The following is a 17,340-nucleotide window of genomic DNA, read 5'->3' on the forward strand; positions in this document are numbered from 1 at the left end:
GATTGGGCCGCACAGCGGCCCCTGCACTTTTCGACTGGAGACCTTGATGTCCAACCCCCTGGTTATCCCCTGCCCCCACTGCAACGGCCTCAGCCGCCTGCCCGCCGAACGCCTGGGCGACCACCCGAAATGCGGCCGCTGCAAGCAGGACATGCTGCTGCTCCGCCCCTTCGATCTGAGCGAAGCCAACTATAGCGCCCAGATCAAGGGCGACCTGCCGCTGCTGCTGGATGTGTGGGCCGACTGGTGCGGGCCGTGCAAGAGCTTCGCCCCGGTGTTCGAACAGGCTGCGCGCCAGCTCAGCGGTCGCTGCCGGCTGGCCAAGCTGGACAGCGAAGCCAACCGCAACCTGGCCGGGCAGTTGGGCATTCGCTCGATCCCCAGTTTGATCTTGTTCAGGAACGGGCGCGAAGTGGCGCGTCAGGCGGGGGCGTTTCCGTTGCAGTCGTTGCTTGAGTGGCTACGCGGCCAAGGGGTCTAGACTGCACGCAAGGGGACGGTCAAGCGCCTGCAAAGAGGGATTCGTATGGGATTCGCAGACCATCATGCAGGCGCTTGATCATTTTCAGACTCAAGCCACGCTTACCGTTCAGCACTTCGGAAACCCGACCACTCGGCCCGATGTAGCGCTCAAGATCCCGAGGTGTGAGCCCTTGCTGATCCATACAGAACTTGATGGCTTCGATCGGGTCGGCCGCGTGGATGGGGTAATGCTTGTTCTCATAGACTTCGATCAACGTCACAAGCACTTCCATTTCATCCGCCTCCGGGGTGCCGGGTTCGGCCTGAAAAATGGCTTCCAGCCGCTGGAAAGCGGCCTGCAGGTCAGCATCGCTGCGGATAGGCTTAATATTCATTGATCGTCTCCACGTCGATCTCGTCATAACGCTTGTGCGTACCGACGAACTTCACCCAGGCGATACCGGCCCGGTACTGCATTTCCACCACAAGGCGGTACTTGTTGCCACCAATATTGAACTCCACGCGGTTGTTCGCACAAATGCTGGCACTGCCGATCTGCGCTTTTACATCCTGAGGGCATGACCAGTCGGCCTTGAGCATCAGATCGTGCCAGCTTTCGAGCGGAGCCTTGGCATCCTCATGTCCAGACGACTGCCAGAATCTGACCAACGTTCGCTTTGCGATAACCCGCATCCAGGCAAAACCTCCCATTTTGGGAGATGTTAGCCACAAGCCACCAGCGCTGCAAGTGCAGAGCTGGGCTTAAGCACTACGCTCCAGCAAGTCATGCAGCTCGACAAACTGCTGGGTCAGCTTGTGCCGTGGCTCCAGATGAATCAGCGGCAGGCTGGCATGGTGCGATTCGCGCATCTTCACCGAACTGCCCAGGTACACCGGCAACACCGGCAAACCCTCGGCCAGCAGCTCGTCGAGCATCTGCTGGGGCAGGCTGGCGCGTGACTGGAACTGGTTGACCACGATGCCCTCGACCACCAGTTCGTCGTTATGGTCTTCCTTCAATTCGTCGATTTCGGCCAGCAGGCCGTACAGCGCCTGGCGCGAGAAACTGTCGCAGTCGAAGGGAATCAGCACGCGATCAGCGGCGATCAGCGCAGAAACCGCGTAAAAATTCAGCGCCGGCGGGGTGTCGATGTAGATCCGGTCGTAGTCTTCGTCCAGTTCTTCGAGCAGTTTGCGCAGCTTGTTGATCTTGTGCTTGGCCTCAAGCTTGGGCTGCAGGTCGGCCAGCTCCGCCGTGGCGGTGACCACGTGCAGGTTGTCGAACGGGGTTTCGTAGATATCGACCTTGTTCTTCTTGGCGAACGGGCCGCTGGACAGCGACTGCTTGAAGAAGTCGGCAATCCCCATGGGGATGTCGTCGCCGGTCAGGCCGGTGAGGTACTGGGTGGAGTTTGCCTGTGCATCCAGGTCGATCAGCAGGGTCCGGTAGCCTTCGCTGGCACTGACCGCCGCCAGGTTGCAGGCAATGCTCGACTTGCCCACGCCACCTTTCTGATTGAATACCACGCGCCGCATGTCAGACCTCCGTGTATCAACGAATGCCCGAGTATGTGACCAGCGCAGCGGTTTAGCCAGCACCTTCGGGCATTTGCAGCCCGGCCAGCAGGGCAACGAAGGCGTTGGCCATGGCCGAGCTCGACGCTTCGCGGCGCACCAGCCACACCGCGGTCATGGCCTGCTCGTCCAGCAGGGTGCGGTACACCACGCCTTCGATGCGCATGCGCTGGAACGAGGCCGGCAGCACCGACACCCCAAGCCCCGCCGAGACCAGCCCGATGATGGTCATCGCCTCGCCGGCCTCTTGGGCGAAATGCGGGCTGAAACCGGCCTGGCGCGCCAGGCTCAGCAACTGCGCATGCAACCCGCTGCCGTAGCTGCGCGGGAAGAACACGAACGGCTCATGGGCCAGCGCCTGCATGTAAATCCCCTGCTCGCTGCCTGCCGCCAGCGGGTGCGAAGCGTTGAGCACGGCCACCAGCGGTTCGCGGAACAGCTCAGTGCAATGAATGCCCTCGGGCAGCGGCATCGGCCGCATCAGGCCCACTTCGATGGACTCGTCGTACACCGCCTCCACCACGTCGCGGCTGCTCATCTCCTTGAGGTTCAGGTGCACCGAAGGGAAACGCTGGCGGAAGGCATGGATCGCCTGGGGAATGCGCGAGGTGAAAGGCGCCGAGGAAGTGAAGCCGATCTTCATCTCGCCCAGCTCGCCCAACTGCGCCCGGCGCGCCACGTCAGCGGCCTTGTCCACCTGCGCCAGCACCTGGCGGGCCTCGTCCAGGAACAGCCGGCCGGCTTCGCTGAGCTCGACCCGACGGTTGGTGCGCTCGAACAACCGCGCCCCCAGTTCCTGCTCCAGGGCCTGGATCTGCTGGCTCAGGGGCGGCTGCGAGATGCCCAGCTGCTGGGCCGCACGGCCAAAGTGCAGCTCTTCGGCTACGGCGATGAAGTAACGCAGATGGCGCAGTTCCAAGGTCGGCCCCTAATAGGTCGTAAAACGTCTTAAACAGGTCGAACAATATATTGGATCTAATTATTAGCCGGCTATATGATTTTTTCATCGCAGCTTTCCATTGCAACTCTTCACTGCAACACCGGCCAGCGCGCCCGAGGTACCCATCCGTGAGATCTGCCGTCGCCCCCCTGCCCGCCGAACCCGCCCCCGTCTTCAACGACAGCTGGATCGAAAAAGGCACCCCGGCCTTCATGAAGACCGTGCTCGCCCTGTTCAGCGGCGGCTTCGCCACCTTTGCCCTGCTGTACTGCGTGCAACCGATGATGCCGCTGCTGTCGCAGGAGTTCGCCATCAACGCCGCGCAAAGCAGCCTGGTGCTTTCGGTGGCCACCGCCATGCTGGCTATCGGTTTGCTGATTACCGGGCCGATTTCCGACCGCATCGGGCGCAAGCCGGTGATGGTCTTCGCCCTGGCCAGCGCCGCACTGGCCACACTGGCCAGTGCGGTGATGCCGAGCTGGGAGCTGGTACTGGCCACCCGCGCCCTGGTGGGGCTGTCGCTGAGTGGCCTGGCAGCGGTGGCGATGACCTACCTTAGCGAGGAGATCCACCCGCAGCACATCGGCCTGGCCATGGGCCTGTACATTGGCGGCAACGCCATTGGCGGCATGAGCGGACGCCTGATCACCGGCGTGCTGATCGACTTCGTCAGCTGGCACACGGCAATGCTGGTGATCGGTGGCCTGGCCCTGGCGGCAGCGCTGGTGTTCTGGAAGGTGCTGCCCGAGTCGCGCAACTTCCGCCCCCAGGCACTCAACCCGCGCAGCCTGCTGGACGGTTTCACCCAGCATTTCAAGGATGCCGGCCTGCCCTGGCTGTTCCTCGAAGCCTTCTTGCTGATGGGCGCTTTCGTCACCCTCTTCAACTACATCGGCTACCGCCTGCTGGCCGGCCCTTACCACATGAACCAGGCGCTGGTCGGGTTGCTGTCGGTGGTGTACCTGTCGGGCATCTACAGCTCGGCGCAGGTGGGCGCGCTGGCCGACAAGCTGGGCCGGCGCAAGGTGTTCTGGGCGAGCATCCTGGTGATGAGCGGCGGCCTGCTGCTGACCCTGGCCAGCCCCCTGGCGATGATCATCGTCGGCATGCTGGTGTTCACCTTCGGCTTTTTCGGCGCGCACTCGGTGGCCAGCAGCTGGATCGGCCGACGGGCATTGAAGGCCAAGGGGCAGGCATCGTCGCTGTACCTGTTCTGCTACTACGCGGGGTCGAGTGTGGCGGGCACCGCTGGCGGGGTGTTCTGGCACCAATGGGGCTGGAACGGCATCGGGTTGTTCATTGGCAGCTTGCTGGCGGTGGCGTTGCTGGTGGCGGTTCATCTGAGCAAGCTGCCGCCCAAGGTCGCTTGAAGGGCCCAATCGCCGGCAAGCCGGCTCCTACAGGGATGCGCGTCACCCTGTAGGAGCCGGCTTGCCGGCGATTGGGCCTGCAGATCAGTTGATGATCTCGACGATGTCCACATCTACCTCACGGCTCATCAGGTGCTTCTCCACCTCGCCGGTCAGCTTGACCTTGGTCTTGTCGTTGAACGGGGTCGGCGGCAGGTCTTCGTCGTCGATCTCGACGGTGATGGTGCCGGTGTTGTCCTTGAACTCGTACTTGTCGTCGTTGTTGATCTTCTTGGTCACGTAGCCTTGCAGCACCACCGGGGTGTCATCGGCGGCCTCGTTGGCAGCGGCGACGGTGGTCACCGACTGTGCGCCGGGGCCGGTATAGCCGGCAGCCAGGGCGGCGGTGCTGAACAGCGGGGCGAGGATCAGGGGCAGGTAACGGGCTTTCATGGGGAGTGTCCTTTGCGGGTTTCGATGGGCACAGGTTAGCGGCGCCTGCTGAAGCCAAGCTTAATCAGCCAGGGTCCAGCGACAGACCCAGCCGTACGTGCAATTGCCGATCGCGCGCCTGAAGTTGCAGGCTTGTGAACCGGGCGCCGCCCTGCTCCAGCCCGTGCAGCCATTGCAACAGGGCATCAGGAGCCCCCTGCAGGCTGGCCTCGATACGCCCCTCGCGGGTGTGCAGGTCGATGATCTGCAAGCCGGCGGCGGTAGCGCCCTCACTCAGGCGCGCCGGGGTCAGCACCTGCCCTGCCCCAAGGCTGGGTACGCCAGTGACCTGCAGCAACTGCCTGCCGAGCGCCAACTCACGCGACAGCGCCTGCTCGGCAAGACGCATCCGTTGCTGCCCGGGTTGCCACAGCCACAGCCAGGTCAGCACCGCCAGCAGCAACCAGCCCGACAGTTGCAAGCAGACCCGGCGAGGTGCGCCAAGCCCCTGCCACTGCGCACTCAGGCTGGAAACCAGCTTGGCCATCATTGATCCCCCGCCCAGGTGAGGCTTGCCTGCACACCCTGTTCAGCCTGCCTGGCCTGGCCCATCACCAGGCCCGGCAAGCGCTCTCGCAAACGCTCCAGGTCGTCGAAACGCTGCCCCACTACCTCCAACCGCCAACCTTGGCCCAAGGCCCGTTCGACGCGCTCAAGGCGCAGATTGCCGGTTTGCACCAGTTGCTCCCCCAACTTAGCCAGTTGCTGCACCTGGGTGGTCGGTGGCGGCCGTTGCTGCAGCGCCTCGACCCACGGAGCCAGGTCACCGACAGGTGCCTGGCCAGGTACCCAGCGCTGAACCTGCTGGAGATTCTCGGCATGCAAACGGGCAGTACGCTGCTCCAGCCAATCGGCACGCAACTGATCGGCCAGACAAACCATCAACCAGGCCACCAGAGCCACCGCCAACGCCGGCTGCCAAGGTATGTCGGCCCTGCGCCTGCGAAAATCACCCTGACGCAGATCGATGGCTGCGCTGCGTCCCCGCACCAGCAGCGCCATGGCATTGTCGAGCTGCTCGTTGCATGGGGCCTGGGCGAGGTCCTCGGCCAACCACGGCATCGCTGGCAACAACGGGGCCAGGCCCGCCACCGCAGGCGCACTCACCGCCAGCAGCGGCTGCCCTGCCCCGCCGACCAGCCAACGGCCTTCCAGCCATAGCGCCCCGGCCTGGTCGAACAGTCGGTCAGCATCGGCGTGGATGGCCAAGGGGTCGATACCTTGGCCGTGCAGCAGCGCCAGCACGGCGTGCAGGCGCTCACGCTCGATGACCAGCGCCCGCCGCGGCCCTTGCCGCCCGGCAGGCGCGTATGCCAGGTGGAGCATTTCCAGCGGTGCCGCCAGTTGCTCTTCCAGCGCATAGCCCAGCGCCTCGCGCGACGGCCGGCGCCCTGGCAGGCCGGGCACCTGGGCGCTGCCGAGCATTTCCATCGGCAACACCAGCACCGTGGGTTCACCGGCAAAACCGGCAGGCAGGCTACCCAAGCGGCAACGCCCAATTTCACCCTGCCGGGTCCAGAACACCACCGGCCAGTTGTCCGATACCTGCTGCAAGCCCTGCGCAAGCAGGTAGATGCCCTGCTCACTCATCCGGCTGCGGCTCGCGCACTGCCGAAAAACGTCGACGCACCACATGCACTTGTCCCGTCTCGCTATCGATTTCCACATCGCTGTAGAGGTAGAGCCGCCGCGATGGCCGGTCGGCCAGTATTTCCAGGCGCAGCCAGCGGCTGCTCACCGTCAGCCCCTGGGCCTGTACCACCCGCCCGGCAAGCGCCGGGGTGGCAAGAAATTGCTGCACGCTGGCAAAACCTGCCGGCGGGCGTTCGGCCAACACCTGCCGGGCTGTCGCCAGCCCGATGCCGTCCAGCGTGGCGAGTACCCGAGCCGAAGCACTGTTGACGTTCAGGCCAGCCTTGGCGGGCAAGGCCGCGACCCAGGGCCGCAGGCGCTCGAACGCCTCGGGGCTCAGGCCTGGCAACTGGCGCAGCTGGCTGACGTCGAGGATCGTCTGCCCGACCAGTGCGTCCACTGCCGGCACGGAAATCTGCAAGGATGCGCATAGCCGCTGCCAACGCTCGAGCAGCACCGGGTCAAGCGCCTCACGGCCGATCAGCGCGCCCAGGTTAAAGCGCCCACCCAGGTCTTCGACGCGCAGCTCCAGCCGGTTGTCGGCCAACTGCAGTTGTTGCGGCCCATGGTTAGCCCGCTGGCGCAGCAAGAGGCGTTCGCCGGCGGATGCCAGCTGTAACAATTGATTCGCCTCCAGTTGCTGGCCAACCCCGACCACCAGCAGTTGGTGGCTGCGCAACATGCCGGCAACCAGCAGGGTCAACAGGGCCATCACCAGCAATACCGTGACCAGTGCCAGCCCACGCTGGCGGGCCGCCCTCACCGGCTCGCCCCGGCCATGGGCAACACCCGCAGCACCTGCTGGTAACGGGCAGTGGAAAGCCTGACTTCCAGAGCGTCCGGCGCCGACTTCGGCCGCTTGGCGCCCGGCCATTGTGACAACCACCCCTGATCTTGTGTGTGCAGCCGCCAACTCAGTGCCTGAACGCCCTCCAGCAAACGTTGCTCGCGCCCCTCGCCATGCTCCAGGGAGCGCCGTCGGCGCCACAAGGTGCCACCCTCAAGCCAGTACTCGACCACCCGCAGATCGCTGGCTCCAAGCATGCCGGTCGCCTGTTGCGCCCCCACCAGCCACTGTACCCGGGTGCCATCCAGGGACACGGCGAATGCCGCGTGCAGCAGCTCGCCGACGAACACCCCTTGCACCGCATCACGCTGGATCAGGCTCAGCGCCCGTCCCAACGCACGTAGTTCGTCCGCCTGCATCTGGCGCGCGGCATCGGCTCGCACCATGCGCTCGACCAACTGCGCGCTGCCCACGGCCAACATCGCGAAGATCGCCACCGCCAGCATCAGTTCCAGCAAGGTGAACCCACGCTGACGCCGGCAGCGCTCACTGGGAGCCATCGTCCACCTCCAACCAGCCGCTGGCATGGTGCTCGAAAGCGGGTGCACCGGCGCCCCGGACCTGCACATCGACCTGCAGTAGCTGTTTGCCGGCCAGTACCCGCCGCTGCTCTTCAAGCACCCAGCGCCGGCCGGCGAAGTCCACTTCCAGGCTGCGGCTGCCCGGCCCCGGCGCGGGCTGCAGGCGCAGCCTGACCATGTGGTTGTCGGCCAACCAGCTGGCCAGCAGGCGCGTCTCCATCTGCCGGCTCTGCGCCAGCATGTGCTGGGTCGCGCTACCCATGGCGACCGCCAGCACCGCGAATACGCTCAGCGCCACCAGCACCTCAAGCAAGGTGAAACCGTGCTGGTCATTCGAGCCAGGGGTCATTGAGGCCATCACTCGAGACCGAGGCCAGGCGCTCGACGTCCTGGTGAAAGTGCAGGGAAAACACGCTGTGTTCGTCATTCTCGTGAATCAGTAATTGCGGTTCGCCGTCCTGAGCCGGCAGTTGGCCGTCGAGCAGCAGCAATAGCCGCAAACCGGTATCGCGAGGTTCGCCTGCCGGTTCCCAACTTTGCTGGCTACGCCGGTACAGGCGGTACTCCTGCCCCTCCACCCACACCCCAAAAGGCGCTCCCTCCAGCACCGCGCGCTGACGTGCCAGTTGCAACATCTGCCGGAACAGGCTGGCCTCCTGCTGTGCTTGTCGTTGCGGGTCGTGGCCGAACGACAGACCGGTCAAACCCACCAGCGTTGCCAGCAACGCCAGGACCAGCAACAGCTCCAGCAGGGTGAAACCCCGCGAAGTCAGACGGCTCATTCAGGCCAGTTACCAATTTCCGCATCCAGGCCTTCGCCTCCGGCCTGGCCATCGGCACCCAGCGAGTACAGGTCGTAACCCAGGTTCGAGCGGGTGCCAGGGCTTGCGTACTGGTAGGTGGTGCCCCAGGGGTCAGCGGGCATGCTTTTCAGGTAGCCCTGCGGGTTCCACAGCCGGGGCAGCGGGGCCAGGCTTGGCCGCTTGACCAGCGCCTCCAGGCCTTGGGCGGTGGTGGGATAGCGGCCGTTGTCCAGGCGATAGATTTCCAGCGCGGTGGAAATCGACTGGATATCGGTGCGGGCGGCAGTGAGCTTGGCCTGATCAGGGCGGCCCATCAGGTTGGGCAGCACCAGGGCACCGAGCACACCGAGGATGACCACCACCACCATGATCTCGATCAGGGTGAAACCAGCTTGGGCGCGGCGCGAAAAACGAAAGGACATGTCAGGTCACCAGTTGGTTGAGGTTGAGGATCGGCAGCAGGATGGCCAGCACGATGAACAGCACGATGCCGCCCATCACCAGCAACATCAGCGGTTCGCACAGGCTCATCAGCAACGCGACCCGCGCGGCGAGGTGTTTTTCCTGAAGGTCGGCGGCGCGTTCGAGCATGCTGTCCAGCTCGCCGGACCGTTCGCCGCTGGCGATCATGTGCAACATCAGCGCCGGCAAGGCAGCGCTGCGCCCCAGGCTGCTGGCCAGGCTGGCGCCTTCGGCCAGTTCGCCGGCGGCAGCTTGCAGCCGCTCGCGCAATAGCAGGTTGCCGACCACCGAGGCGCCGATCTGCAGCGCCTCGACCAGCGCCACGCCACTGCGCCCAAGGATCGCCAGGGTGCTGGCAAAGCGCGCGGCATCACGGGCACGGACAAAGTCGCCATACAGCGGCACACGCAGTACGAGGAGGTGCCATTGCCGACGGCGTGCCGGATGACGCAGTACGCCAGCCAGCAGCGCCCCGGCCAGGGCGAGCACTACCAGGGTCAGCAGCCCGTGGTGGCGCACCGCGTCGCTCAAGGCAATCAACACCCGGGTTGGAGTAGGCAAGGTGGCTTGGTCCCGGGCAAAAGCCTGCACCACGTCGGGCACCACGAAGCCCAGCAGGAACCCCACCACCAGTATCGAGACGCCCAGCAGGATCAGCGGGTAGACCATGGCCAGCTGAACTTTCTGACGCGTGGTTTGCTGCTGCTCGCCATGCTCGGCCAGGCGCTCGAACACCTCGGCCAAATGCCCGGAGCGCTCGGCCGCAGCTACCGTGGCCCGATAGACGACAGGGAAAGCCGCTGGGTAATGGGCCAGGGCATCGGTCAAGGCATTGCCCTCTGCAACCCGTGCCGCTACCCCACGCATCACCTGACGCACCTGGCGTTGGTTGCTCTGCCCGGAAAGTGCCTCCAGCGCCTCGGCCAAGGGCATGCCCGCGTGCAGCAAGGTGGCCAGTTGTCGGGTCAGCAATGAACGCTGCAGCCCCCCCAACCGCCCATGAGGGGTGAGCCTTGTCAGCAGGGCAACCCCTGCCGGGCGCAGCTGCAACACTTGCCAGCCGCGCTCACGCAATTGCTGGCGCGCCTGCCGCGCATCAACAGCCTCGAGCCTGCCGCGTTGCGCGCGCTGTTGCCGATCGAGAGCGCGGTACCTGAATGAGGCCATGTCAATCCTGCCCGGCCACACGCAGTAGTTCCGCCACGCTGGTCTCGCCTTGCAGCACGCGCTGCACGCCATGCTCGAACAGGCTTGCAGCACCCTGGCGAATCAACGCCAGCATCTGCGCCTCAGAGGCCTTGGCATGGATGGCCTGGGCCAGGTCCGGTGTCACCAGCACCATCTCGTGCAACGCCAGGCGACCGCTGTAGCCCTGCTGGCATTGCTCGCAGCCCTGTGCGGTGTACAGGCATGTCGATGCATCAACGGCCACGCCCAGCACTTGGGCTGCCGCCGGGTCCAGCGGGCAGGCGAGCTTGCACTGGGGGCACAACCTGCGTACCAGGCGCTGGGCCATGACCCCCGCCAGCGACGAGGCCAGCAGACAAGTGTCGATACCCATGTCGGCCAGGCGGGTGATGGCGCCCAGGGCGCTGTTGGTGTGCAAGGTCGACAGCACCAGATGCCCGGTCAGCGAGGCCTGTACCGCCACATCCGCAGTTTCCCGGTCGCGGATCTCACCGACCATGACCACGTCCGGGTCTTGGCGCAGGATCGCGCGCAGGCCACGGGCAAAGGTCATGTCGACCTTGCCGTTGACCTGGGTCTGGCCGATGCCGGGCAGGTGATATTCGATCGGGTCCTCGACGGTGAGGATGTTGCGGGTGGCCTGGTTCAGTTGCGCCAGTGCGGTGTACAGGGTGGTGGTCTTGCCCGAACCGGTGGGGCCGGTGACCAGGAAGATGCCGTGCGGGCGCGCCAGCATGTGCTCGAAGCCTGCACGGGCCGCAGGTTGCATGGCCATGTGCTCGATATCCAGGCGTACTGCCTGCTTGTCCAATAGCCGCAGCACCACGCGCTCGCCATGGGCCGCCGGCAGGGTGGAAACCCGCACATCCACCTCGTGCCCTGCCAGGCGCAGGCTGATACGCCCGTCCTGCGGTACACGGCGCTCGGCGATGTCCAGGCGAGCCATGACCTTGATTCGCGATACCAGCAACGCGGCCAATGCCCGTGGCGGGCTCAGTACTTCACGCATCACCCCGTCGATACGCATGCGCACGCGCAACTGCTGCTCGAAGGTTTCCAGGTGGATGTCCGATGCCCGGGCCTGAACCGCTTCGCTCAGCAATGCGTTGAGCAGGCGGATGATCGGTGCGTCGTCCTGCTGCTCAAGCAAGTCGCTGGCTTGCGGCAGGGTCTCGGCCAGCCGTTCCAGGTCGATGCTCTGGCCGAGCCCCTGGACCACGGTCTCGGCGGCATCCTGGGTGTTGCCATAACAAACCGCCAGGCGCTCGGCAAAGCCAGCCTCATCGACCTGGCGCACCGGCCAGCCACTGCCTGCCATGCGGCAGGCTTCCGAGAACGCCTGCAAATGCGCCCCTTCGCGCACCAGCCAGGCTGGCACGGCAGCCTGGTCATCGAGCAGGATGCCGTGACGCCTGGCAAAACCGAAGGGCAACACCTGGGTCACGGCCGGGGCCCCTCGAACAGTTGCCGGGCGTCCTGGGGCAGGCCGCTGGTGGGCGCCTCGCGCAGGTCACGCCAGGCACGCTCGCCCTGCTCGATCAGTTGCGCCTGGCTGCGCAGCACGGTGGGGCGCAAAAAGACCATGAGGTTGGTCTTTTCCTGGGTTTCCCGGTTCCAACGGAACAACGCCCCGATCAGTGGCAGGCGGCTCAGGCCCGGGACCCCGCGCTGCTCGGTCTTGGTGCTGTCCTTGATCAGGCCGCCGATCACGATGATCTCGCCGTCTTCGGCCAGGATGGTGCTCTTGAGCGAGCGTTTGTTGGTGATCAGGTCGTCTTCCAGGGCGCTGGGCACCACCTCCGAACTTTCCTGTTCGACCTCCAGGCGCAGGCTGCGCCCCTCGTTGATGTAGGGCCGAACCTTGAGGCTGATGCCCACGTCCTTGCGCTCGACGGTGGTGAACGGGTTGTCTGCGCCGCTGCCGGAGGTGGTGTAGGAGCCGGTTTTGAACGGCACGTTCTGGCCCACCAGAATGTGCGCTTCCTGGTTGTCCAAGGTCAGCAGGCTGGGGGTGGAGAGCAGGTTGCTGCGGCTGTTGCTGGCCAGCGCCGACACCAGCACGGCGAAACGGTCCGAGCCTGCGGCCAGGGCGGCGCCGGCGGGCAAGGTAACCTTGCCGCCAAGCATATCGGGCAGCGAGATGCTGCTTTCCGGGAAGCTGACCCCGCCCTTTAGGCTGCCACGGTCGATGCCCCACTGCAGCCCCAGCGCTTCGCTGATGTCACCGCTGACCTCGACGATTGCCGCATGAATGAGCACCTGGGCGCGCGGTTGATCGAGCTGCTCGACGATGCGTACCACGCTGGTCAGGGTTTCAGGCGTGCCCAACAGCACCAGGGCGTTCTGGCTGCTGTCTGCCTTGATCACGGCCTGGCCAAGGGCTGCGCTTTCCAGGTTGTCGGGCGACGGCTTGGCCCCCAGGCGCTTGCCCACGTCTGCCAGAACTTCGGCCAACTGCTCGGCATTGGAGTGCTGCAAGCGCACCACCCGCCAGTTCTGCGAAGTGACTGCCGGCGGTACGTCGAGTGATCGGGCCATCTGCGCCATGCGCTTGCGTAACGTGGCCGGCCCGAGAATGAGCAAGCGATTGCTGCGCGCATCGCCCAGCACGCGCACGCCGCTGTCAGCCCCCCCAGCGGCGGCCTCGATCACCGGCAGCACGTCACTGACCTGGGCCCTGCGCAGGCCGACCAGCTCGTGGTCGTGCTGCTGGCCGCTGTCCAGCTGGCGGACCAGCGCCTGGATGCGGTCCAGATTGGCTGCCGAGTCGGTCACCACCAAGGCGTTGGCCGAACTGGACGGGCCAATGTAGCCATTGCCCGACACCAGCGGCCTGAGCAGACCGGCGAGGTCGGCGGCCTTGCTGCCCGACAGGCTGAACACCCGGGTGGTGAATGCCGCCGGGATGGCCTCGACCTGCTGGTTGGCCCAGGCCTTGGCCTCACTGGCCGGCAGCACCAGCAAACGGTCGCCGTCATTCACGGCCGCGAAACCCTGGGCATTGAGCACCGAATAGAACAGCCGGCGAATCCCCTCGCGTTCGAGCTCCTCGCTGGACAGCACGGTGATCCGCCCCTGCACGCGCGGGTCGAGGATGATGGTCTGATCGAGGATCTGCCCCACTTCACGGACCACATCGCGAATGTCGGCATCACTCATCGCCAGCTGCCAGGTGGGCGATTGGGCCCAGGCGGGCAGCGTGACCAGGCCAATGCAGGCGCCCAGCGAGGCCGCGCGCAGGTAGTGGTTGAACATCAGGGCACCTCGCGCAGCAAGCGCGGTGAAGGGAGAGAGGGAGTTGGGCCGGCCTCACCGGAAGCGACAGGACGCAGTACCGATTGCCCGTCAGCAACCAGGTTCAGCCGCTGCTCGGCGCCGTTGAACCAAAGCGTGACGGACTGCTTGTCGACCTGTCGGAGCCTGGCGCCACCAGGCAACTCATCGCCGACACGGTAGATCGCCTGGCCATCAGCGCTGGCCACCAGCGCCCGCGACTCGCCAAGGCTGGAGGTGAAGCAGGCCTTGAGGGTAAGCGCCAATTGGCTGGCCGACGGGTCAGCCGGGCGAATACCTAAGGCCAAGGTCAATGCCTGGGTTGCCAGTGGCTGGGGGAGAGCTTGCGCTGGTACCACCGGCATCGTTTGCATCGGCTCGGCAGCAGCGCGATGGCGCAGTTCGCCAACCAGCAGCAGCCCGCCCGTCAGCAACAACGGCGCAAGCCAGCCGGCTATCCGCAGCGGGGAGCTCAGGGCAGCATCCTGCGCAGCACACGCCGCCCCAGCAGCTCGTGCATCATCACGGCGCCAATGTGCATCACCAGCAACATGACAAGCACCACACAGGCAATGATGTGCAGGGTGAACCACAGCGCCTGCCAGCCTGAGTCGCTGAGCAGCGGCGCAATGGCGAACCAGCCGAACACGTCGATCTCGCGCGTCATCATCAGTACGCCCGACAACAGGACGAACCCGGTCACTGCGTAGAGGCCTTCGTGAACCAGCGCTGCCACACATCGCATCAACCGGTCATGGTGCAGGTGCACCGGCTTGCTCCAGCGCAGGTGCAGCACCCAGCGCAGCAAGAAAACCGGAATGTAGAGCGTACTGAGGGCGACGTTGGCAAACGAGACCAGGTCGAAGGTGCGAGGCGCCACTTCGAAATGGGCGACGACAAAGCCGCTGATCAGTACCCAAAGAATGAGCGCAGCAGAGGCCCAGTGGAGCAAGGCCTGCTGCCAGCGATATTTTTCAACGTGCATGGGATGTGTTTCCGCAAACCGGTGCCGCCCGCAGGCGGCACCGGTGCACTTGTTCAGTGCTTGATCCAGGCGTCCTGCCAGTGGCTACCTACCCCAGGCTCGTACTGGTTGGCGTTCGGCGAGTAGATGCGGCACCAGCCCTCGACCGGGAACGGCTTGCACTCGAAGACTTCACCGGTCTTGCCCTGCAGCACCAGAGTGCCGGCCTTGTAGGTCTCGATCGACTGCGGGAAGACGTAGTCGTGCTCAGTGTTGCCGGCATCGAGCAGGCTAACCTCGCGCTCCTCCTGCAGCACCACACGCTTGTCACCATCCACGCCCACCACCTTGAGCAGGTGCTTGCCGGCACGGGAGGACGCCTCGAGGGCAACCGGCGCAGTGCTGGCATCGACCAGCTGGCTGGTGTGGCCGACCTGCTGGTTCTGCTGATCGAACAGCTGCGATGTGACCTGCAGCTTGCGGTTGGTCATGACGCTGAAATCGATCGTGCCCTGGCCCTCCTTGAGCACGTACTCGGGCTTGATGCCATGCAGGTGCAGGTAGGCGTCATCGATTGGCTTGGTTTCGAAATCCAGCTGGTAGCTGGTCACGCCGCTGGCGGCCTTGGCGAAGATCAGGTTGGCACCCACGACCGGGCGAATGTTGCCTTGCGCATCGACCTGGCCGGCCTTGACCAAAGGCTGAGTTTCGTTGATGTGCTTGGCCAGCTTGTGCGACCAGTTGCCGCCGATACCGTCCTGCGCATTGTCGATGCTGATGCTTACGCTGTGTTGCGCACTTTCGGTGGTGCCGATGAAGGCACGCGCCTTGACCTTGTCGCCCTGGCGCAGGTCACGGTGCGGCGTGATATTGCCGACCCGCGGCCACTCGGGCGTACCGCCTTCGATCTGGATGTCGACGTCCATGACGTTGTGGAAGGCGTTGGCCGTATCATCCACAGTCCAGATGCCGAGGATGACATGCTGGCCGTTGCGGTCTGCGGGCAACGTGCAATGGTGCTTCTCGCGCGCCGGGCCTTCCTGGTCGCCGTGACCGGGCTTCTCGCCCTTGCCATCCACGAAGCAGAACGGCGTCAGCTCGAATGCGGCGCGCGACAATGGCTCGTTAGGATTCCAGCCGGCCTTGGTGATGAAGTACTCGAACTTGGTCGCTGGGTGACCGACGGTGTAATACCAGTCGAACGCAATGTCACGGGAGGTAATCGGGGTCAGGTGCCAGCGGCTAGCGGACTGTTCATCCAGCGGCGCGAAGTCGGGGCGGCTAGGGTTACCACCACTGGCTAGCTTGCCGTCCACCGGCCCGCCAACGGGGAACCCCTTGGTAATTTCGCCCACACTCTGTGGCTCATACTGGGCCGCGCCACATTGCTGGTTCAGGCCCAGCTTGCAGGCATAGGCGCGCGACGGCGGGTCACTGACATAGCCGTGCGCATGTACCAGCTGCGGCAGGCTTGCTGTTGCGGCAATAGCGGTCAGCAGGCTGCCGGTAAGCAGCCCCTTGCTCGTTGCATTTCCTTTGTTCATGGCAACTCCACTCTTGAATTTACCAGCCTCGAAAAACGATGTGGCTGGCGAAAAAAGCAGAGTAGAGAGGGGTTAGATGCCGCTGTAGCGGAAAAAACCCAAGCTTTGCGGGAAATTTCCTGAGGGCGCATGCTTCGCCAGGCCATTGCGGCCTGGCGGGAACGCACGCTGCGGGTCAAGCGTGGTATTGCGCCGACAACTCGTGCACAGCGTTGATGAACACGCCGGCGTGCTCGGGGTCGACTTCCGGGGTAATGCCGTGGCCGAGGTTGAACACATGGCCGGTGCCCTTGCCGTAGCTGGCCAGAATGCGCGCCACTTCCTTGCGGATGGCTTCGGGCTTGGCGTACAGCACGGTCGGGTCCATGTTGCCTTGCAGGGCCACCTTGTCACCGACGCGGCGACGGGCGTCGCCAATTTCGCAGGTCCAGTCCAGGCCCAGTGCGTCGGCACCGGCCTCGGCGATGCTCTCCAGCCACATGCCGCCGTTCTTGGTGAAGAGGATGACCGGCACCTTGCGCCCTTCGTGCTCTCGAATCAGGCCGCTAACGATCTTGCGCATGTAGTTGAGCGAGAACTCCTGGTAGGCCGCCGCCGAGAGGTTGCCACCCCAGGTGTCGAAGATCTGCACCGCTTGCGCACCGGCAAGGATCTGCCCGTTGAGGTAGCTGGTAACCGACTGGGCGAGTTTATCCAGCAGCAGGTGCAGGGCCTCGGGGTTGTCGTACGCCATGGCCTTGGTCTTGCGGAAATCCTTCGACGAGCCGCCCTCGACCATGTAAGTGGCCAGGGTCCAGGGGCTGCCGGAGAAACCGATCAGCGGCACGCGGCCGTTGAGCTCGCGGCGGATGGTGCTGACGGCGTCCATCACATAGCCCAGGTCTTTCTGCGGGTCGGGGATCGGCAGCGCCTCGATGTCGGCCAGGGTGCTGATGACCTTCTTGAAGCGCGGGCCCTCGCCGGTTTCGAAGTACAGGCCCTGGCCCATGGCATCTGGGATGGTGAGGATGTCCGAGAACAGGATCGCGGCGTCCAGCGGGTAGCGCTCGAGCGGCTGCAGGGTGACCTCGCAGGCGAACTGCGGGTTCATGCACAGGCTCATGAAGTCGCCGGCCTTGGCGCGGCTGGCACGGTACTCCGGCAGGTAGCGGCCGGCCTGGCGCATCATCCAGACCGGGGTGACGTCTACGGGTTGCTTGAGCAGCGCACGCAGGAAACGATCGTTCTTCAGGGCAGTCATGTCGGCATCCGGAAAAAAAGTGCGGGCATTTTCTCAGACGCACACAGA

The 17,340-nt window shown here is 64.8% G+C and carries 21 protein-coding genes; 2 read left to right on the top strand and 19 right to left on the bottom strand.

Going from position 1 to position 17,340, the window contains the following annotated elements; genetic code table 11:
- Window positions 1–46: 46 nt before the first annotated feature.
- Window positions 47–481 (top strand): thioredoxin TrxC, encoded by a 435-nt coding sequence (trxC, locus tag KSS94_RS25205; RefSeq protein WP_217840735.1) that lies wholly within the window; start codon window positions 47–49, stop codon window positions 479–481.
- A gap of 19 nt (window positions 482–500) precedes the next feature.
- Here the strand turns inward: trxC and KSS94_RS25210 are convergent, their stop codons facing one another.
- The 4 genes from KSS94_RS25210 to KSS94_RS25225 form a co-directional block, all read right to left on the bottom strand.
- Entirely contained in the window at window positions 501–857 is a 357-nt protein-coding gene (locus KSS94_RS25210) for a helix-turn-helix domain-containing protein (RefSeq protein ID WP_217840736.1), read from the bottom strand.
- Complete coding sequence (locus KSS94_RS25215; protein ID WP_217840737.1) at window positions 847–1,155, bottom strand: type II toxin-antitoxin system HigB family toxin; 309 nt, start codon at window positions 1,153–1,155, stop codon at window positions 847–849. Before KSS94_RS25215 ends, KSS94_RS25210 begins: the two co-directional genes overlap by 11 nt.
- A 69-nt stretch (window positions 1,156–1,224) precedes the next feature.
- Window positions 1,225–1,998 carry a ParA family protein gene (locus KSS94_RS25220; protein WP_217840738.1) on the bottom strand — a complete coding sequence of 258 codons (774 nt, stop codon included), beginning with the start codon at window positions 1,996–1,998 and terminating at the stop codon, window positions 1,225–1,227.
- Window positions 1,999–2,050: 52 nt separating this feature from the next.
- On the bottom strand, window positions 2,051–2,956 hold the full coding sequence (locus KSS94_RS25225) for a LysR family transcriptional regulator (RefSeq protein WP_217840739.1): 906 nt from the start codon (window positions 2,954–2,956) through the stop codon (window positions 2,051–2,053).
- A gap of 149 nt (window positions 2,957–3,105) precedes the next feature.
- Here KSS94_RS25225 and KSS94_RS25230 point away from each other — a divergent pair, with 149 nt between their 5' ends.
- Complete coding sequence (locus KSS94_RS25230; RefSeq protein ID WP_217840740.1) at window positions 3,106–4,347, top strand: MFS transporter; 1,242 nt, start codon at window positions 3,106–3,108, stop codon at window positions 4,345–4,347.
- A gap of 84 nt (window positions 4,348–4,431) precedes the next feature.
- On the opposite strand, the gene KSS94_RS25235 is transcribed toward KSS94_RS25230, so the two are convergent.
- From KSS94_RS25235 to hemE, 15 genes are all read right to left on the bottom strand, one after another.
- Window positions 4,432–4,779, bottom strand: a complete 348-nt coding sequence (locus tag KSS94_RS25235; RefSeq protein WP_217840741.1) for a NirD/YgiW/YdeI family stress tolerance protein — start codon at window positions 4,777–4,779, stop codon at window positions 4,432–4,434.
- Window positions 4,780–4,843: 64 nt separating this feature from the next.
- Complete coding sequence (locus tag KSS94_RS25240) at window positions 4,844–5,308, bottom strand: type II secretion system protein M (RefSeq protein WP_217840742.1); 465 nt, start codon at window positions 5,306–5,308, stop codon at window positions 4,844–4,846.
- Complete coding sequence (gene gspL / locus KSS94_RS25245; protein ID WP_217840743.1) at window positions 5,305–6,408, bottom strand: type II secretion system protein GspL; 1,104 nt, start codon at window positions 6,406–6,408, stop codon at window positions 5,305–5,307. Before gspL ends, KSS94_RS25240 begins: the two co-directional genes overlap by 4 nt.
- Complete coding sequence (locus KSS94_RS25250) at window positions 6,401–7,213, bottom strand: type II secretion system minor pseudopilin (RefSeq protein ID WP_217840744.1); 813 nt, start codon at window positions 7,211–7,213, stop codon at window positions 6,401–6,403. The genes gspL and KSS94_RS25250 overlap by 8 nt, the downstream gene beginning before the upstream one ends.
- Window positions 7,210–7,797: a type II secretion system minor pseudopilin GspJ gene (gene gspJ, locus KSS94_RS25255; RefSeq protein ID WP_217843666.1), complete on the bottom strand. Its 588-nt coding sequence runs from the start codon at window positions 7,795–7,797 to the stop codon at window positions 7,210–7,212. The genes KSS94_RS25250 and gspJ overlap by 4 nt, the downstream gene beginning before the upstream one ends.
- On the bottom strand, window positions 7,784–8,167 hold the full coding sequence (gene gspI, locus KSS94_RS25260; RefSeq protein ID WP_217840745.1) for a type II secretion system minor pseudopilin GspI: 384 nt from the start codon (window positions 8,165–8,167) through the stop codon (window positions 7,784–7,786). The genes gspJ and gspI overlap by 14 nt, the downstream gene beginning before the upstream one ends.
- Window positions 8,148–8,600, bottom strand: a complete 453-nt coding sequence (locus KSS94_RS25265) for a prepilin-type N-terminal cleavage/methylation domain-containing protein (protein WP_217840746.1) — start codon at window positions 8,598–8,600, stop codon at window positions 8,148–8,150. The genes gspI and KSS94_RS25265 overlap by 20 nt, the downstream gene beginning before the upstream one ends.
- Window positions 8,597–9,043 carry a type II secretion system major pseudopilin GspG gene (gene gspG / locus KSS94_RS25270; RefSeq protein ID WP_217840747.1) on the bottom strand — a complete coding sequence of 149 codons (447 nt, stop codon included), beginning with the start codon at window positions 9,041–9,043 and terminating at the stop codon, window positions 8,597–8,599. The genes KSS94_RS25265 and gspG overlap by 4 nt, the downstream gene beginning before the upstream one ends.
- A 1-nt stretch (window position 9,044) precedes the next feature.
- Window positions 9,045–10,250, bottom strand: coding sequence for a type II secretion system inner membrane protein GspF (gspF, locus tag KSS94_RS25275; protein ID WP_217840748.1), 1,206 nt, complete (start codon window positions 10,248–10,250; stop codon window positions 9,045–9,047).
- Between the two features lies 1 nt (window position 10,251).
- Entirely contained in the window at window positions 10,252–11,715 is a 1,464-nt protein-coding gene (gene gspE / locus KSS94_RS25280) for a type II secretion system ATPase GspE (RefSeq protein WP_217840749.1), read from the bottom strand.
- Window positions 11,712–13,526, bottom strand: coding sequence for a type II secretion system secretin GspD (gene gspD / locus KSS94_RS25285; RefSeq protein ID WP_217840750.1), 1,815 nt, complete (start codon window positions 13,524–13,526; stop codon window positions 11,712–11,714). The genes gspE and gspD overlap by 4 nt, the downstream gene beginning before the upstream one ends.
- On the bottom strand, window positions 13,526–13,981 hold the full coding sequence (locus tag KSS94_RS25290; protein WP_217840751.1) for a type II secretion system protein N: 456 nt from the start codon (window positions 13,979–13,981) through the stop codon (window positions 13,526–13,528). The genes gspD and KSS94_RS25290 overlap by 1 nt, the downstream gene beginning before the upstream one ends.
- Before the next feature lie 35 nt (window positions 13,982–14,016).
- On the bottom strand, window positions 14,017–14,529 hold the full coding sequence (locus tag KSS94_RS25295) for a cytochrome b (RefSeq protein WP_217840752.1): 513 nt from the start codon (window positions 14,527–14,529) through the stop codon (window positions 14,017–14,019).
- 53 nt (window positions 14,530–14,582) lie between these two features.
- On the bottom strand, window positions 14,583–16,052 hold the full coding sequence (gene gbpA / locus KSS94_RS25300; RefSeq protein ID WP_217840753.1) for an N-acetylglucosamine-binding protein GbpA: 1,470 nt from the start codon (window positions 16,050–16,052) through the stop codon (window positions 14,583–14,585).
- A 175-nt stretch (window positions 16,053–16,227) separates the two neighbouring features.
- Window positions 16,228–17,292 carry a uroporphyrinogen decarboxylase gene (gene hemE / locus KSS94_RS25305; RefSeq protein WP_217840754.1) on the bottom strand — a complete coding sequence of 355 codons (1,065 nt, stop codon included), beginning with the start codon at window positions 17,290–17,292 and terminating at the stop codon, window positions 16,228–16,230.
- Window positions 17,293–17,340: the final 48 nt, after the last annotated feature.

Source organism: Pseudomonas fakonensis (genome assembly GCF_019139895.1).
GTDB classification, from domain to species: Bacteria; Pseudomonadota; Gammaproteobacteria; order Pseudomonadales; family Pseudomonadaceae; genus Aquipseudomonas; species Aquipseudomonas fakonensis.

Excerpts from the sequence above, each read along its gene's own strand:
- trxC (WP_217840735.1), top strand. The coding sequence starts at position 47 with ATGTCCAACCCCCTGGTTATCCCCTGCCCCCACTGCAACGGCCTCAGC.
- KSS94_RS25210 (WP_217840736.1), bottom strand. The coding sequence starts at position 857 with ATGAATATTAAGCCTATCCGCAGCGATGCTGACCTGCAGGCCGCTTTC.
- KSS94_RS25215 (WP_217840737.1), bottom strand. The coding sequence starts at position 1,155 with ATGCGGGTTATCGCAAAGCGAACGTTGGTCAGATTCTGGCAGTCGTCT.
- KSS94_RS25220 (WP_217840738.1), bottom strand. The coding sequence starts at position 1,998 with ATGCGGCGCGTGGTATTCAATCAGAAAGGTGGCGTGGGCAAGTCGAGC.
- KSS94_RS25235 (WP_217840741.1), bottom strand. The coding sequence starts at position 4,779 with ATGAAAGCCCGTTACCTGCCCCTGATCCTCGCCCCGCTGTTCAGCACC.
- KSS94_RS25240 (WP_217840742.1), bottom strand. The coding sequence starts at position 5,308 with ATGATGGCCAAGCTGGTTTCCAGCCTGAGTGCGCAGTGGCAGGGGCTT.
- gspL (WP_217840743.1), bottom strand. The coding sequence starts at position 6,408 with ATGAGTGAGCAGGGCATCTACCTGCTTGCGCAGGGCTTGCAGCAGGTA.
- gspJ (WP_217843666.1), bottom strand. The coding sequence starts at position 7,797 with ATGGCTCCCAGTGAGCGCTGCCGGCGTCAGCGTGGGTTCACCTTGCTG.
- gspI (WP_217840745.1), bottom strand. The coding sequence starts at position 8,167 with ATGACCCCTGGCTCGAATGACCAGCACGGTTTCACCTTGCTTGAGGTG.
- KSS94_RS25265 (WP_217840746.1), bottom strand. The coding sequence starts at position 8,600 with ATGAGCCGTCTGACTTCGCGGGGTTTCACCCTGCTGGAGCTGTTGCTG.
- gspG (WP_217840747.1), bottom strand. The coding sequence starts at position 9,043 with ATGTCCTTTCGTTTTTCGCGCCGCGCCCAAGCTGGTTTCACCCTGATC.
- gspF (WP_217840748.1), bottom strand. The coding sequence starts at position 10,250 with ATGGCCTCATTCAGGTACCGCGCTCTCGATCGGCAACAGCGCGCGCAA.
- gspD (WP_217840750.1), bottom strand. The coding sequence starts at position 13,526 with ATGTTCAACCACTACCTGCGCGCGGCCTCGCTGGGCGCCTGCATTGGC.
- KSS94_RS25295 (WP_217840752.1), bottom strand. The coding sequence starts at position 14,529 with ATGCACGTTGAAAAATATCGCTGGCAGCAGGCCTTGCTCCACTGGGCC.
- gbpA (WP_217840753.1), bottom strand. The coding sequence starts at position 16,052 with ATGAACAAAGGAAATGCAACGAGCAAGGGGCTGCTTACCGGCAGCCTG.
- hemE (WP_217840754.1), bottom strand. The coding sequence starts at position 17,292 with ATGACTGCCCTGAAGAACGATCGTTTCCTGCGTGCGCTGCTCAAGCAA.